The organism is Pigmentiphaga aceris (assembly GCF_008119665.1).
Taxonomy (GTDB): domain Bacteria; phylum Pseudomonadota; class Gammaproteobacteria; order Burkholderiales; family Burkholderiaceae_B; genus Pigmentiphaga; species Pigmentiphaga aceris.
The window spans coordinates 3,291,325-3,303,927 of sequence record NZ_CP043046.1 but is presented as its reverse complement, the minus strand read 5'-3'; the positions used below and the strand labels follow the sequence as shown (position 1 = coordinate 3,303,927).

10 protein-coding genes are annotated in these 12,603 nt (G+C 61.6%); 2 read left to right on the top strand and 8 right to left on the bottom strand.

The genetic code is table 11. The features are described from left to right. Nucleotides 1–26 precede the first annotated feature (26 nt). On the bottom strand, nucleotides 27–2,237 hold the full coding sequence (locus FXN63_RS14320; protein ID WP_187394899.1) for a TonB-dependent hemoglobin/transferrin/lactoferrin family receptor: 2,211 nt from the start codon (nucleotides 2,235–2,237) through the stop codon (nucleotides 27–29). Between the two features lie 323 nt (nucleotides 2,238–2,560). Here FXN63_RS14320 and FXN63_RS14315 point away from each other — a divergent pair, with 323 nt between their 5' ends. Further along, nucleotides 2,561–3,355 (top strand): class II glutamine amidotransferase, encoded by a 795-nt coding sequence (locus FXN63_RS14315; protein WP_148815918.1) that lies wholly within the window; start codon nucleotides 2,561–2,563, stop codon nucleotides 3,353–3,355. Between the two features lie 115 nt (nucleotides 3,356–3,470). Here the strand turns inward: FXN63_RS14315 and FXN63_RS14310 are convergent, their stop codons facing one another. Further along, nucleotides 3,471–4,916: a SulP family inorganic anion transporter gene (locus tag FXN63_RS14310; RefSeq protein ID WP_148815916.1), complete on the bottom strand. Its 1,446-nt coding sequence runs from the start codon at nucleotides 4,914–4,916 to the stop codon at nucleotides 3,471–3,473. Between the two features lie 370 nt (nucleotides 4,917–5,286). Between FXN63_RS14310 and FXN63_RS14305 the strand changes: the two genes are divergently transcribed. Then, complete coding sequence (locus FXN63_RS14305) at nucleotides 5,287–6,273, top strand: tripartite tricarboxylate transporter substrate binding protein BugE (protein WP_148819340.1); 987 nt, start codon at nucleotides 5,287–5,289, stop codon at nucleotides 6,271–6,273. A 190-nt stretch (nucleotides 6,274–6,463) separates the two neighbouring features. Here FXN63_RS14305 and FXN63_RS14300 read toward each other — a convergent pair whose 3' ends face one another. Genes FXN63_RS14300 through FXN63_RS14275 form a run of 6 tightly spaced genes read right to left on the bottom strand, consistent with a single transcriptional unit; the run spans nucleotide 6,464 to nucleotide 12,534 of the window. After that, a complete protein-coding gene (locus FXN63_RS14300; protein WP_148815914.1) occupies nucleotides 6,464–7,234 on the bottom strand; it encodes an enoyl-CoA hydratase/isomerase family protein in 771 nt (256 codons plus the stop codon). Beyond that, nucleotides 7,231–8,430, bottom strand: coding sequence for an extracellular solute-binding protein (locus FXN63_RS14295; protein ID WP_222863918.1), 1,200 nt, complete (start codon nucleotides 8,428–8,430; stop codon nucleotides 7,231–7,233). Before FXN63_RS14295 ends, FXN63_RS14300 begins: the two co-directional genes overlap by 4 nt. Next, nucleotides 8,427–9,659: a CaiB/BaiF CoA transferase family protein gene (locus FXN63_RS14290; protein ID WP_148815912.1), complete on the bottom strand. Its 1,233-nt coding sequence runs from the start codon at nucleotides 9,657–9,659 to the stop codon at nucleotides 8,427–8,429. The genes FXN63_RS14295 and FXN63_RS14290 overlap by 4 nt, the downstream gene beginning before the upstream one ends. 12 nt (nucleotides 9,660–9,671) lie before the next feature. Then, complete coding sequence (locus FXN63_RS14285; protein ID WP_148815910.1) at nucleotides 9,672–10,436, bottom strand: SDR family NAD(P)-dependent oxidoreductase; 765 nt, start codon at nucleotides 10,434–10,436, stop codon at nucleotides 9,672–9,674. Further along, a complete protein-coding gene (locus FXN63_RS14280) occupies nucleotides 10,433–11,614 on the bottom strand; it encodes an aldose 1-epimerase family protein (protein WP_148815908.1) in 1,182 nt (393 codons plus the stop codon). Before FXN63_RS14280 ends, FXN63_RS14285 begins: the two co-directional genes overlap by 4 nt. A gap of 11 nt (nucleotides 11,615–11,625) precedes the next feature. Further along, nucleotides 11,626–12,534: a sugar phosphate isomerase/epimerase family protein gene (locus tag FXN63_RS14275; RefSeq protein ID WP_148815906.1), complete on the bottom strand. Its 909-nt coding sequence runs from the start codon at nucleotides 12,532–12,534 to the stop codon at nucleotides 11,626–11,628. Nucleotides 12,535–12,603: the final 69 nt, after the last annotated feature.

Here is a 12,603-nt window from a genome sequence, read left to right as displayed (position 1 = left end):
CCAAGAGGCCCGGGCCGACCTATGCATCAGAACTGCCAGGCAACCGAGGCGCGCAGATTGCGGCCCGGGAGCGAGTAAAAGTCTAGGGTACTGCTGTTGGCGGCCTGGGCCGTCGTCAAGGAATCGACGCCGTTCCAGTACTTCTGGTCGAACAGGTTGAATACGCCCACCGAGACGCGGACGTCCTTCACCGGCACCCACCATGCGGTCAGGTCAACCACGCCGTAACCCGGCGCAGCAAAGGTGGTGGGCGATGCGGTCTTGTCCTTGGCGCGAGCCACGGTCAGGCGGCCCATTGCGCCCCACTTGTCTTCCGAGTAACGCAATGCCAACGACGCTTTGGCCGACGGAACCGAGTTGATCCAGGTGTTGGTGGTGTCGTTCTTGCCTTGCATCCACGCCAGCATGCCTTCCGCGCGCCAGTTGCGGGCGATCTGGTAGTGACCCGTGAACTCGGTACCGTAGATGCGGGCAGCTGCCACGTTGTTGTACTGGAAGACGCTGCCGTAGCCCGGCACAAAGCCAGGGCTGCCGGCGGTCAGCGTCGACATTTCAATGAAGTTCTTGTAGCGGGTGTCGAACACCGTCACCGTGCCGCCCAGCTGCTGGTCACCCAGGCGCGCACCGAATTCCAGGCCACGGCTGGTTTCCGGTTTGAGCGCTGCGTTCGGAATCAGCGTGTACATGCGGGTGTTGGTGAACTGGCCGTTGACTTCAACCAGGCCCGGTGCGCGGAAGCCGTGGGCGTATTGCGCGAACAGGTGGGCGCGGTCGGACAAGGCCCAGTTGGCGGCAATCTTGGGCGACAGGCGCGAATCGCTTTGCGTGGCCGGACGCGAGCCTGAACCCGAGGCAATCTGCCCCGCAAGAATCGAATCGACTTCAGGCTTGATGCTGTAGCTGTCGTAACGCAGACCCGGGGTCAGCGTGAAGGCTCCGCCACCGAAGCTCAGTTCGTTGTCGGCAAACACGCCCCATTGCTTGTTGCGGGTCTTGGGTACGGTGCGCACGTTGATCGCCGCAATGTTGGGGAAGCCAGCCGCGAATTCGTCGGTCTCGGTTTCCCACCACTCGCCGCCGATCACCCAGTTCTGGCTGATGCTGCTGCCCGCAATGCGTTTGCTCAGCTGGCCCGAGAAGCCCTTGAGCGATTGCTCGTACTGACCGTCGCGCTCGTAACGCGGTGCGTTGGCGCGGACTTCGCGGCGGAACTGATCGCTTTCCAGCTTCTGGTGGTAGATGCGTGCCGAGGCGGCATCGAGGAAGCTGCCTGCGCCGGGCGCGCGGTAATCGTATTCCAGCGAGACGCGGCGGCGTTCCTGTTCGTCGCGCGCCGTGGAATTCAGCACACGGGCGGCAGCGGTGTTGCCAGCAGGCGCTTGCAGGCTCAACAGATCGGTGTCGATGTCGGTCTTGAAGTATTCCGCCGTCAGACCAAGCTTGTGACCGCCGTCGAAACGCTGCTGCAATTTGGCCATTATGCTGCGACGGGTAGTGTCTTGCGGGTCGCTTTGGGTACGACGGTTGTCGGGCGTGCTGATGCTGCCGCCGGTATCGAGCTCGTGCCCGCGACGTTCGCCCAGTTGAACCAGCCACAAGGTGTCTTCGGCAAAACGGCCGGCCAGCGCGGCTTGCACGCCCTTGCTGTTGTCGGCGCCGTCGTAATCACCCTTGACGCGGCCACCCAGGGTCTTGTTGCCGGTGAGCAGATCGGACGGGTCGAGCGTGCGCAAGCCCACGATGCCGGCCAATGCCGACGAGCCATACAGTGTCGAGCCCGGACCACGCACGATGTCTACGCTGGACAATGAGCCGAAGTCGACCAGGTCTTGGCCGACGCGGCTGTCACGCCCTTGGAATTCAAAGGTGTCCGGCAGGCGGATGCCGTCAATCAAGGTCAGCACCCGGTTGCCTTGCAGGCCACGGATGTTGATGTCGGTGTAGCCATACCGGCCACTGCGGCTGATGTCCACGCCCGGCACTTGCTTGCCCAGATCCTGGTAGTCGTCGACGAAGTTCTCATCGAGCGTCGCACGATCGGTGGTCGTTACCGAAGGCGGAAGGTCTTCGATCTGCTTTTCGGTACGGGTGGCCGTCACCGTTACGGTCTGCAGTTCAGCTGCGGCAAGCTGCACTTGCGCGCCGGCCGTTGCGAAGGGCAGGGCGGTCAGCAGGCAGACGAGCGGCCGCATGGGCCAGGGAAGCAGGGAACGGGTTGGGGCAAGCTTGGTGGTCATGGCGCCTGGTATCGAAAAGTCGATAGGCCGCGATGCCTGCATGGCGATGCAGGTCATGCGGAGTACAGGACTCCGCGTGGGCGAATTGACGGATCGAGCGAGACATTGAGGACGCCTGGTTTCATGCGGTGTCAGGGGATGGTGATGCGAGAAAAGCAAGGTGCGTCACGGTGAGTAACAGTATTAGAAACGCAAATCGTTTGCATTCGCAACATAAATTTGTCGTATCCCGGTCGCATTAGTGTGCTGATAACGCCTGTCTTGCCTCGTGGAAACCCACTGACGAGCTACGATAGCGGTGTCATTTCGCAAGAAGGTTAGTCATGTGCCAGCTGCTCGGCATGAATTGCAATACGCCGACCGATATCGTTTTCAGCTTCACCGGGTTTGCCTGCCGTGCCGGGCGCACGGGTGAGCATGTGGACGGGTGGGGCGTGGCTTTTTTTGAAGGTCATGGGGTACGGCATTTTGTCGATCACCAGGCTGCGCTGGTGTCACCGGTTGCAGAGCTGATCCGCCGTTATCCGATCAAGTCGCAGAACGTCGTTGCCCACATCCGCAAGGCAACCGTGGGCAAGGTGTCGCTTGAAAATTGCCACCCATTTGTGCGCGAGTTGTGGGGACGATACTGGGTGTTCGCCCACAATGGCGACCTGAAGAATTATTCGCCGCTGCTGACCGGCCCGTATCTGCCGGTGGGAACGACCGACAGTGAACTGGCGTTCTGCTGGATGCTGCAGTCCTTGCGCGAACGGTTTCCGACGCGCCCGGCACAGGCTCAGTTGAACGAAGCCGTGCGTGAACTCAGCGCGGAAATCAGCACCCACGGCACGTTCAATTACATGCTGTCAGACGGCACGGCGCTGTTCGCACACTGTTCGACCAATCTGTATTACCTGGTTCGCCAATACCCGTTCACGCTGGCCAAGCTGTGTGACGAGGACATGAGCGTGGACTTCGCGTCGGTGACCACGCCCAGCGACCGGATCGCCATGATCGTGACCGAGCCGTTGACCAACAACGAGGTCTGGACGCGGTTCCAGCCGGGCGAGCTGAAGGTCTTCATCGATGGCTTGCCGGTGGCAAGCAGCATCCACGAGTTTCAATTGGCGGTGTGACAAGCGGGCGGAGGCGTGATTGAAACGCGCCCCAGCTTGGTTCTGTTTATCGTTTGCCCGGCGCTGACCGCTTGGCAAACGACCGTCTTAATGCTGATGTCTTGGTGCTGATGCCTTAGTGCTGATGCGCGCCCGCGCGTCGCAGCAAGGTCTTGCAGCGGTCCGACAAGTGGACCACACGCAGATGCTTGCCGGCCTTCTCGTAGCGTTCCCGCAGCGTCATCAGCGCGGCAATCGCTGAATAATCGACAAAGCTCAGGTGACGGCAATCCAGTGTGACGTGCTTGGGGTCACCGGCAGCATCGAACAGGTTCAGGAACTGGGTGGTGGACGCAAAGAACAGCGTGCCATGCGCCAGGTATTGCTTGCCGCCTTCCGCATCCAGCTGGCTGTCCGCGTACAGGTTGCGCGCGTGCTGCCACGCAAAATTCAAGGCGGCGATGATGACGCCGCAAAATACCGCCGCAGCCAAATCAGTCAGCACCGTGATGATGGTGACCGCGATGATCACCAGCACATCATTGCGCGGCACCTTGTTCAGCACCCGCAGCGATCCCCACGCGAAGGTTTGCTGCGCCACCACGAACATCACGCCAACCAGTGCGGCCAGCGGAATGCGTTCGATCAGCGGCGACAGGAACAGCACGAAAAGCAGAATCATCGTGCCACTGACGACGCCAGACAACCTGCCGCGCCCGCCTGAACTCAGGTTGATCATGGTCTGGCCGATCATCGCGCAGCCGCCCATGCCACCCAGCAATCCAGACGCCACGTTGGCCGCGCCCAGCGCCATGCATTCTCGGTCCGGGTGACCTCGGCTCTCAGTGATTTCGTCGGTCAGGTTCAGCGTCAGCAGGGTTTCCAGCAAACCGACCATGGCCATCAGGAACGCGTAGGGGCCGATGATGGTCAGGGTTTCCAGCGTCCAGGGAATGTCCGGCATCAACAGCTTCGGCAGGCCGCCTGCGATCTGCGCCATGTCCCCCAGCGTGCGGGTGGGAAGATCCAGGCCGTAGGTAAGCAAACCCACGCCCAGAATCGCCACCAGGGCAGGGGGCACGGCACGCGTCACGCGCGGCAGCACATACACCACAAACATGGTCAACGCGACCAGACCGATCATCACCAGCAAGGGCGTGCCGGACAGCCAGGCGTCGCCTTGCTTGAAGTGCTCAAACTGCGCCATGGCAATAACGATCGCCAAGCCGTTGACGAAGCCCAGCATGACCGGATGCGGCACCATGCGCACTAGTTTGCCCAGCCGCAGCGCCCCAAACAGCAGCATGATCAAGCCGCCTAGCACCACGGTTGCGAGCAGGTATTGCACGCCGTGCTGGACCACCAACGCAACAATCACCACCGCCATGGAACCGGCCGCGCCAGAGATCATGCCGGGGCGGCCACCGAAGAGCGCGGTGATCGTACAGATCACAAACGCCCCATACAGGCCCATCAGCGGGTTCAGTTGAGCGACCAGCGCAAAGGCAATGCACTCGGGAACCAGGGCAAAAGCGGTCGTCAGGCCGGCTAGAACGTCGGCGCGCAGGTTGGCGGATTTCATGGAATGGTGTGAAGCTGGCCGCATGGCGCGGCGAGATGGGGACGGCAAAAGGGGTAGGACAAATGAAATGCGGTAAAGCAGTGCCGTCAGACGCTCAGGTCCGGCGTGAAGCAGGAACTGAGGCTGGGGCCGCAGTGTACCGTGAAGGGAATGTGCACCCCGTCACACCATCGTAGTTAGCCCAATTGTGCCTTTGCAATATTTGTACCATCATCGCGTCGCGCCCTCTCTCCGGCAGGCGGGGATGATTGCGCTGCGTGGCGGTATGGCCTGCGCTATTGGTGGAGGGCCGTGGGGGCCTTCACCAACAGTGCACACATGCAGCACCTGCCTGCCAAGCTATAAAACCAGTACTGGAGAAATCCGAATGATGCAAAAACGTGCTTTCCTTGCTGTATCCGCCCTGGCGGCTGTGGCTGGCCTGACGCCGCTGGCTGCTGTAGCCCAATCGGCCAGCAACTACCCGAATCGCCCGATCAAGCTGGTTGTGCCCTTCGCTGCTGGCGGTACCACTGACGTAGTAGCACGCTTGGTTGCCGACCCGCTGTCCAAGGAACTGGGTCAAACGGTTATCGTCGAAAACCGTGGCGGTGGCGGTGGTGTGATCGGTGCCGGTGAAACCGCGCGTTCTGACCCGGACGGTTATTCGCTGGGTATCGCCACGGTGTCCAGCATGGCCACCAACCCGGCCATCAATCCCAAGACGCCGTACAACCCGCTGACCGATTTCACGCCGATCATCAACCTGGCAGCGACGCCGAACGTGATCGCGGTTACCAAGAGCTTCCCCGGCCAGGACTTCAAGAGCTTGGTTGCCGAGCTGAAGAAGTCGCCCGAGAAGTACTCGTACTCGTCGTCGGGCACGGGTGGCATTCAGCACATGCAGATGGAAATGTTCAAGGCCACCGCAGGTGTGCAGATGGTGCACGTACCTTATCGCGGCGCAGGTCCGGCGCTGATCGATACGGTGGCGGGCCAGGTCGCGATGACCCTGGACAACATGCCCTCGGCCATGCCCTTCCTGAAAAGCGGCCAGCTGATCCCGATCGTCGTGGCATCGCCCAAGCGTGTCGAGGCCTTCCCGAATGTGCCCACGTTTGAAGAAGTCGGCATGCCCGGCATCAACCGCATGGCGTTCTACGGCGTGGTCGGCCCGAAGAACATGCCGCCCGAAGTCGTGAAGAAGCTCAACACCGCCTTGGTCAAGGTGCTGGCTGAGCCGGGTCTGCGCAAGCGTATCGAGGACACCGGCTCGGTGGTGATCGGCAACACGCCTGACGAATTCAAGAAGCAATTGGCTGATGAATTCGCGGCCTACAAGGACGTGGTGGCCAAGCAGAAGTTGACGCTGGAATAAGGCTGGTGCTTTGGGTGGTTTCTGCCCAGCACGCAATTGGCTTTAAGCAGCAGTAGAAAAACGGGTGGCATGCCGATGGTATGCCACCCGTTTTGCATGGCAAGCCGGAAACGGCTGCCACGACGAGGCGTGTTTTGCTGTCATAGCGCGTGTACGCGTCAACGCATGTATGCATCAACGCGCACGCGCATCAACGCCGCTGGAACACCGGTGCGCGCTTTTCCTTGAACGCTTGCCGACCTTCCATGGCATCTGCGGTGGCAAAGCAGATGGTCTGCAAGTCGCGCTCGTATTCCACGGCTTTTTCCAGCGGCATGCTGACTGCCGCGCGCAAGTTGGCACGGGCGGTTTCCGCTGCGATCGGGGCACGCGAAGCGACGATACCGGCCAGCTCGATCGCACGCGTACGAATGTCTTCCGGTGTGGTCATTTCGCTGATCAATCCCCATGCCAATGCCTGGTCCGCTTTGATGGGATCACCAGTCAGAATCATCCAGGCCGCGTTCGATTGCCCGATGCAATGGACCAGATGCGCAGTCACGCCGCCGCCGCCAATCCAGCCCAGCTTGATCTCTGGCGCACCCAGGCATGCATTCGATGACGCGATTCGGATGTCGCAGGCCAGCGCCATTTCCAATCCACCACCAAACGCGTAGCCGTTGATCGCCGCAATCGTCGGTTTTTTTAGCGCGCGAATGCTGTCGCAATATTCGCGGCGGTTGCGGAAATCCCAGGCGGTTGCGTAGGTGTCGAGTTCGGCAATGTCGGAGCCCGCGCAGAACGATTTCGGGCCGGCACCGGTGACGACGACTGCACGTACCTGATCGTTGGCGTTGCAGGCAGAGACGGCTTCATCAAGCAGGTCCGCCATCTCGGGTGTCATGGCATTGAGTTTTTCGGGCCGGTTGAATTCGATGATCGCAACCTGGCCGTCGATGCTCAGGGTGATGTGCTTGCTCATGCTGGGGTCCGGGAAGAAGAATGGGTATCTGCAAACAGCTGTGCCAGCGCGTCGGCCAACTGGCTGGCCGATGTTCCAGCGGCAATGCCTTCACGCAGCAGCGCCGAACCACGGTCTTGGAAGGCGATATAGCCGTCGTGACGCGGGCGCACGCTGGCAGCAGCCAGGGTGCGGGTGGTCTGACGATAGAAGTCGTCGCTTAGCGCATTGACCTGCGGATCGGCCCAGCTCGCCACGTTGCTGGGCTGGCCGTCGTGCAGGGGAATGAAGCCGGTCTGTGTGGCCTCGCTCATCAGCCACAGCAGGTGTTCACGCAGCGCAGCGTCGGGCTCGCATCGGCGGGAAATGGCAATGCCGGTGCCGCCAAGAATCGAGCCCGGGATGCCGGGCTTGGCGCTTGGGGCATCGTGGAATGCAAGCGGCTGGGCCAGTGATGCAGATGCGTAGTTCACATAGCCGTAGACCAGCGGGCACAGGATCACGTCGTCGTGCGTGGTCATGTGTGCCAGCAGGCCGATGGGGTTGAGCGCGCGCACGGATGCCGGGCTGCGTGCAGCGAGTTCCAGCAGCAGTTCGCAGGCCTGTGTGATAGTGGCTTTGGTGTGCCAGCGGTCACCGTTGCGCAGGTCGGCTGTCGGGTCAATCGCAGCCGCAATCGACAACAAAGAGAGCAGGGCGTGCGGCCCGGCCAAGGACAGCGCGACCTTTCCTGTACTGGCAGACAGTGCGCGGACTTCGTCCCAGGTTTTAGGGACATTGACTGGTCCGTGAGCAGCCTGCGTGGGCGTATCTTGATTCAGCTGACCAGCGTGCCCACTATCCACCTTCGCCAATAAATCCGCCCGCACCGCCATGACCTGCGTGGCTGCGTCCAGCGGCAGCGCCCACTGCCTGCCATCCATGTGGTAGCTGTCGTAAGTTCGCCCGATGCTGGCCGCCGCAATGCGCGCCAAGTCTTTTGCATCGAACACTTCATCCAGCGGCCGCAGGCAAGACTGCGCAATCGCTTCGCCCAAGTGCGGATGGTCCAGCACCACCAGGTCATAACGCGAGCAAATGTCCTGGATCGGTGCCGATTCAAACCCTTCCAGCGAATGCGTGTTCCAGTCGATCAGCGCTTGCAAACCGGCTGCTGCACGCAGCGCGCCGTAACCACGCGGGTGGTCCCAGGTCAGTCCGCGCCAGGCCAGTGTCACGGCTGCTCTCCGCGCAAGATGGCACCGTCGGCCTCGAAGCTACCGATCTGCTCATCTGTGAAACCGAAGTCGCGCAGCACTTCTTCCGTGTGTTGTCCGGTCAGCGGGGCCCCCCGGGTGACTGCAGACGGCGTGCGCGAGAAGCGGATCGGGAAGCCCGGCGTTTTTACCTTGCCCTCGGTGGGGTGCTCGTATTCCACAAAGGTGCCGTTGTGCGCAATCTGCGGGTCGGCAATCAGGTCGGCGTAGCCGTACACCGGGCTGCACCAGATGCCCGCTGCGTTCAGGCGGTTGAACCAGTCGGCAGTGGTGGAGTCCTTCAGCGCGTCGCGCACCAGGCGGAAAATCTCGTCGCGCTGTTCCCAACCGGCGCGTTCTTCGGCGTAATCCAGCAGGCGCGGCTCATTGACAACGTCTGCCAGCACCTTCATGTCGGGCATGGCCAGCGCCAGATATCCGTCGCGGGTGGCAAACGTGCCGTAGGGGGCACGAATGTATACGTGGGCATGCGGTTCGGCAGTGCGCGTTTGCGGCTTGCCGCCCACCGTGAACACCGACAATTCCTGCATCTGGATGGTGGCGATCGCATCCAGCATGTTGACCTCGACCTTCTGGCCTTCACCCGTGCGTTCGCGGTGCAGCAGTGCTGCCAGCACGCCTTCAAACGCGCAGTAGGCGGTCACGGCATCAACAATGTACTGACCAGCGGCACGCGGCGCTTCGCCATCGCAGCCCGTGGACAGCATGGCACCGGACATGGCTTGCAGCAGCAAATCCTGGCCGGGGCGCAGTGCGTAGGGGCCGTCTTCACCGAAGCCGGACATCGAGATGTACACCAGGCCTGGGTTCAGCGCCGACAGCGTTTCGTAGTCCACGCCCAGGCGCTTGGCCACGCCGGGACGGTAGTTCTGGATGAACACGTCGGCTTGGCGGGCCAGTTCATAAATGATCTCTTTGCCGCCCTCACTTTTCAAATCGATGGCCAGCGAACGCTTGTTCCGGTTCAAGGACAGGAACGACACATTGACCTTGTTGCCGTGAATGCCCCCGGCCGGCGCGTGGCGCTGCCATTCGCCGGTCTTCGGCTCGATCTTGATCACGTCCGCGCCCAGATCACCCAGGCGCTGCGCGGCAAACGGGCCGGCCATTGCGATGGAGCAATCCAGGACTTTGTAGCCCGAGAGAATGCCCTTGGGTACTGCTTTTTCAGCTGCGTTGTTTTCAGCCATTGCTTCCGCCAATCAGTGCATGATCCAGCCACCATCGACAGCGATGGTCTGGCCGGAAATGAAACCCGCCTCGTCCGAGGCAAGAAAAAGGATGGTCGATGCGATGTCACCCGCGTGCCCGCGACGCTTGACTGACTGGCGCTCCAGCACCATGCGTTCGTAGCCTTCCGGGTCCGGGTGGATCTTCTCGGCATCGGTGGGGAAGGCTCCCGGTGAAATCGCATTCACCGTGATGCCCCACTTGCCGAATTCACGCGCAAAGGCGCGTGTGTTGCCCAGCATCGCGCCCTTGGATTGCACATAGGGCAGCAGGTTTTCCCAACCCCCCGACAAGGTGATGGAGGTGATGTTGATGATTCGCCCCCAGTGCTGGTCACGCATGCCGGGCAGCGCCGCGCGCACGATCTGCACGGCCGCGCCAACGTTGATGCGATGCACCCGCGTCAGTTCTTCGTCGCTGTATTCCTCGAAAGGACGGGAGGGATAAATGGCCGCGTTGTTGATCACGACATCGATCGGGCCGTTTGATACCAGCCGGTCCAGATGTGCTTGCAGCGCTGCGGCATCGGCCAGGTCAACTTTGACAATCTCCAGGCGCTGGGCAAGTGCTGCCGGCACCGTTGCCCGCAGGCGGGCAATATTGTCGGCATCGTGGTCCAGCGCCAGCACGGTGGCACCGGCTTCCAGCATGGCGCACGTGGTGTCCACGCCGAAGCCACCGGCTGCGCCCGTGTACAGCACACGCCGACCGGCCAGCGAGAAACGTTCGCGGCTCATGAACGGCCCCCAATCGGCAAGAACGTGCCTGATGGTTGCGGGAAGTCATCATCGGGCTGTTCGGCAATCGCACGGATGCGTGACTCGCTGTCGGCAATCGCCTGCGCATCGCCCAGAATGCGGAAACGCGTGTCGTAGCGCCGTTCTTCGCCGTGTTCCAGCCAGATCAGTTCACCGCGCTCGCTTGCTGCGCCATGACCCAGCACGTGATTGGTTGCCGGTTCAATGCCCACCGCATACTGACCAGCCTGCAGGTTCTGCCATTCGTACTGGCAGGGGAACTGGTCCTTGCGCGTCGTGACTTCAATACCGATGCCCAGCCGATCATTGACCAGCGCCACCGGCACTTCACCCGCGTCGTTGGCACCCAACTCGTGTTGCCAGACCTGCTCGTGAAACCCCAGCTTCGGTGCCGGCATGGTGCGATAGCCCACGTCTTGCCGACGATAATCGTCACCCGCATGGGCCGCCCACACTACATCGCGGATCGGTGCCAGGTAACGCGAACCTTCGTCCAGCACCGGGTGCCCGACGTTGATGTGATAGCAAAGCATGTGCGGCGTGCGGTAGAAGCCGCGATTCACCACCCGATCGCTCAACTGAATATCGTTGGTGCCGACTTCCACCTCGATGCGGCGATGCAGTTCCAGGTGTTCACCGAACACCGTGCCCTGCGACACCACACCTTCAGCCCACAGGAAACAGCGATCACCTTCCCAGCGTTCACCATGCCCGGTGAGCTTGGCCGGGATGGTGCCGACGCGGCCGTGAATCGAGTGTTTGACCGTCTTGCGCGGCCCATACACGTACTGGTCGGCCGGCGCATCGTGCATGAACAGGATGTGATCCAGCCCGCAGGTGATCATCAGGCCCGAGAACGAGCGCATCCAGCCAAGCCCGCCTTCGCCCTCGTAATCGTGCAGGCCCGGGTGGCGGAAACCGGCAGGGGAATGCCAGCCCACCGCATAACCCCGGTACTCGCACTCGGCGATGTCCATGGCCCGGTCGACCAGCACCGTGAAACGCAGGCCGGTGCCGCTGCGGAATTCCAGCATGCGAATGCCGCGTTCCAGGCCGTTGTCCAGCGTCATCAATCTGACGCCGGCGAATTGCGCCAGTTGGCCTGTGCGTGCTTCGATTTGCCGCCGGGTAAGCTGGCTTGCGTACAACTCTGCCATGACTGCTCCGTTCAAAGGCCGTTGGCGCGCAGCTTGCCGTCAATGAAGGCCTTGGCGCGCGGCACGTCGTCTTCCGACAGGTGCTCGATGATCAGCGGGATGTTCGGGTGCTTTTGCGCCAGACGCTTCAGGTACAGGTCGTAGTTCAGTGCGCCCAGGCCCGGGGCTGGCAGTTCGATTTCGCCCACGCCACGGAAGGTGTGGCTTTCGGCCGCTGTGTCGTCGCCGATGTCGCTGTGCTTTTCCGACTTGTCGTCGTCCGAGCGCTTCACATCCTTGGCGTGCGCGATCTTGATCTTGTCCGAGAGCGCGTCGAAGACCTGATTCAGCGTCTTGTCCATCGCGTCGATGTTGTGCGCCTCGAAGTAATTGGTCGGGTCCATCAGCAAGCCCATGCCGGGGTGGTCGACTTCGGCGAACATGCGCAGGGTTTCTTCCACCGAGCCCACCACGTTGTTCACGTAGGTTTCCAGCAGGAACACCGCGCCGTGGTCGTAGGCGTGCTGGGCCAGTTCACGCAGCACCGTGCGGCACTGGTCCCAGCCGTCTTCGGTCTTGTTGTGCGGGTGGTGCACCCAGTCGCTATCGGTGGCGAAGGTGCCGGTTTCCGAGATCACGTAGGGCGAGCCCAGGTATTGCGCATGGGCCAGGATGTCCTTCAACACGCCGTTGCGGCGCGCACGCTCGGCGGGCTCGGGGTGAACGATGTTGGTGTAGGCCGAGATGCAGCTGATCGGCAAGTTGTGGTCGCGGAAGGTATCGCGGATACGCACGCACTTGTCGCGGCTGAGCTTGCTCAGATCCATGTCCTTGAAGTGCAAATCCAACTGCACGGTGTTGAAGCCGTGGGCGCGGATCTTGGTGGCGGTTTCTTCCAGTGCGTAGGGGAAGTAGCCCGAGAAAATGCCGGTCTGCAACATGGGTGATCTCCTGTTCGTTTTTATGGACGTTCTGGGTGATTTGTTGGGTGTTTGCTCAGCGTGCTTTCT

Excerpts from the sequence above, each read along its gene's own strand:
- FXN63_RS14320 (WP_187394899.1), bottom strand. The coding sequence starts at position 2,237 with ATGACCACCAAGCTTGCCCCAACCCGTTCCCTGCTTCCCTGGCCCATG.
- FXN63_RS14315 (WP_148815918.1), top strand. The coding sequence starts at position 2,561 with ATGTGCCAGCTGCTCGGCATGAATTGCAATACGCCGACCGATATCGTT.
- FXN63_RS14310 (WP_148815916.1), bottom strand. The coding sequence starts at position 4,916 with ATGAAATCCGCCAACCTGCGCGCCGACGTTCTAGCCGGCCTGACGACC.
- FXN63_RS14305 (WP_148819340.1), top strand. The coding sequence starts at position 5,287 with ATGCAAAAACGTGCTTTCCTTGCTGTATCCGCCCTGGCGGCTGTGGCT.
- FXN63_RS14300 (WP_148815914.1), bottom strand. The coding sequence starts at position 7,234 with ATGAGCAAGCACATCACCCTGAGCATCGACGGCCAGGTTGCGATCATC.
- FXN63_RS14290 (WP_148815912.1), bottom strand. The coding sequence starts at position 9,659 with ATGGCTGAAAACAACGCAGCTGAAAAAGCAGTACCCAAGGGCATTCTC.
- FXN63_RS14285 (WP_148815910.1), bottom strand. The coding sequence starts at position 10,436 with ATGAGCCGCGAACGTTTCTCGCTGGCCGGTCGGCGTGTGCTGTACACG.
- FXN63_RS14280 (WP_148815908.1), bottom strand. The coding sequence starts at position 11,614 with ATGGCAGAGTTGTACGCAAGCCAGCTTACCCGGCGGCAAATCGAAGCA.
- FXN63_RS14275 (WP_148815906.1), bottom strand. The coding sequence starts at position 12,534 with ATGTTGCAGACCGGCATTTTCTCGGGCTACTTCCCCTACGCACTGGAA.